3 protein-coding genes are annotated in these 2,042 nt (G+C 71.1%); 1 reads left to right on the forward strand and 2 read right to left on the reverse strand.

Annotated elements, in window-relative coordinates; all coding sequences use genetic code 11:
• Nucleotides 1–193: 193 nt before the first annotated feature.
• The gene (gene fliQ, locus AB0C29_RS45530) at nucleotides 194–463 is read right to left on the reverse strand and encodes a flagellar biosynthesis protein FliQ (RefSeq protein WP_360542727.1); all 270 of its coding nucleotides are present in this window, start codon (nucleotides 461–463) and stop codon (nucleotides 194–196) included.
• A gap of 68 nt (nucleotides 464–531) precedes the next feature.
• Nucleotides 532–1,497, reverse strand: coding sequence for an adenosine deaminase (gene add / locus AB0C29_RS45535; protein WP_360834206.1), 966 nt, complete (start codon nucleotides 1,495–1,497; stop codon nucleotides 532–534).
• Between the two features lie 159 nt (nucleotides 1,498–1,656).
• Here add and AB0C29_RS45540 point away from each other — a divergent pair.
• Nucleotides 1,657–2,042 (forward strand): PQ-loop domain-containing transporter (locus AB0C29_RS45540; RefSeq protein WP_360834208.1); only part of this gene is annotated, 386 nt, incomplete at its 3' end.

Consider the following 2,042-nt stretch of genomic DNA (forward strand, 5'->3'; position numbering starts at 1 on the left):
CGGGCACCAGCGGGCGGGGTGATGGGTGGCGTGGCGCGGGTCGAATGGGATATCTTGGTAAAAATTGGCCGCTATAGGGGCCAGTTCTTACCGAGATCTACTGGCCGCCACGAAACACGGGCGGGCGTTCTTCGACGAGGCAGGCGCGAAAAAGGGCCGCCCGATGGGCGGCCCTTCTGCGTTGCTGGCGAGGTCAGCCGATCAGCGTCGGGATCTTCTCGAACAGCTGCGTCGTGAAGGTGACCATCTCGTGCAGCATCCAATTGCCCGAGAACAGGATCGCCGCGCCCACGCCCACAGCCTTCGGGACGAACGACAGCGTCGCCTCCTGGATCTGCGTCACCGACTGGAACAGCGAGATCGCGAAACCGATCAGCAGCGCGGTCAACAGCACCGGCGCGCACATCTTCGCGGCGATGGTCATGGCCTGCAGCCCCAGCTCAACGATCTGCGTGTCCGTCATGCCATCCCCTTCGGGACCCTGACGAAGCCGGGGAGCGCAGAACGGGGGCGCCACGGTTGCCGTTCGGTTCAGGCCTCCGGAAAGCTCAAGTCGGCGAAAGCGGCCGTCGCGGACTGCCGGGCGACCAGGCTCAGCTGCTCGCCGGTGAGGCCCGTGGCGTAACGGGCCAGGGCGTGCTCCTGGGACAGAGTCACGTCACTGACGCGCGGGTTGTCGGTGTTGAGAGTGACCCCGACTCCCGCCGCGAGCAGTGTGTGGATCTGGTGGTCGCGGTAGCCCGGCGCCGCCCCGGTCTGGGTGTTGCTGGTCAGCGCCACCTCCAGCGTCACCCCCGCGCCGGCCAGGTCCTCCAGCAGGCGCGGATCCTCGGCGGCCCGTACGCCGTGGCCGATCCGCTCGGCGCCGAGGTCCTCGACCGCCGCCCGGACGCTCTCCGGGCCCGCCGCCTCCCCCGCGTGCACCGTGATGTGCAGTCCCGCGTCGCGGACCCGGGCGAACGCCGGGGCGAACAGCGCGGCCGCGTACCCGGCCTCGTTGCCGGCCAGGTCGACCCCGCACCACACGTCCCGCCGGGTGAGGAACGTGGCCACCTGCTCCAGCGCGCGTTCCGGCCCGAGGTCGCGCAGGATCGTCGCGATCAGGCCGGCCCGCAGCCCGGTGCCGCGGCTGCCGGCCGCGACACCGTCGGCGACCGCGTCGATCACCGCGACCGGCGCGAGGCCGGTCTGCTGCTGGATGAAGTACGGGCTGAAGCGCAGCTCCACGTAGTCGAGGCCGTCGTCGAAGGCGTCCTCGACGGCCTCCCGCCCGGCCCGCCGCCAGTCGTCGAGCGTGCGGAACACCCCGATCTGGTCGTCGACCTTGGCCAGGTACGGCAGCAGCCCACCCAGCGGCCCGTCCGCGACGAGCAGGTCCCGCGGCCGTGGTTGCGCCGCCAGCGGATGGCCGTCGCGGCGGGCCACGTCCAGGAACGTGCTCGACCGGATCGAGCCCTCCAGGTGCCGGTGCAGGTCGATCAGTGGGCGCGTCGCCATATCGCTCGGTCCCTCCGGAACTTGGGTGCGAAACGGTGGTTTCCCGCCGTGTCACCTCTCACGGATGGATCTTGTCAGCCGGTCCGGCAGCGACGCCGATGGGGCACAGGTGGCCGGGACGCTCCGGCCGCCTACTGTCCCGACGACCGGATTTGGATCATGCACTCCATCGCTCTGCTCGGCTGGTTCGGCGCCGCTCTGTCCATCACTCTCCCCTGGCCCCAGGTCTGGCGTTCCGTCGCCCGCGGCCGCACCAAGGGCCTCTCCGCGACCGCCTGCTGGCAAAGCACGGCGATGCCGGTCGGCTGGATCACCTACGGCCTGCTGACCGGGGAGACCGTCCAGGTCGTGACCAACACCGTGACCGGTGTCGCGGGGCTGGCGGTGCTGGTGACGGTGCTGCTGAAGCAGAGCGAACTGCGTACCGGCCGCAAGCTGCTGGTCAGCGCGGCCGGCGCGGCCGGCGTCCTCACGGCAGCGGCGGGCAGCGTGATCGCCGGCCGGCTGACCGACATCGGCGGCCCCCGAGCCGCCGCGTTCCTGGG

This window comes from Actinoplanes sp. NPDC048791, from assembly GCF_040650095.1.
Taxonomy (GTDB): domain Bacteria; phylum Actinomycetota; class Actinomycetes; order Mycobacteriales; family Micromonosporaceae; genus Actinoplanes.

Bases quoted from the DNA above. Each gene is read 5' to 3' on its own strand.
- fliQ (WP_360542727.1), bottom strand. From the start codon at position 463: ATGACGGACACGCAGATCGTTGAGCTGGGGCTGCAGGCCATGACCATC.
- add (WP_360834206.1), bottom strand. From the start codon at position 1,497: ATGGCGACGCGCCCACTGATCGACCTGCACCGGCACCTGGAGGGCTCG.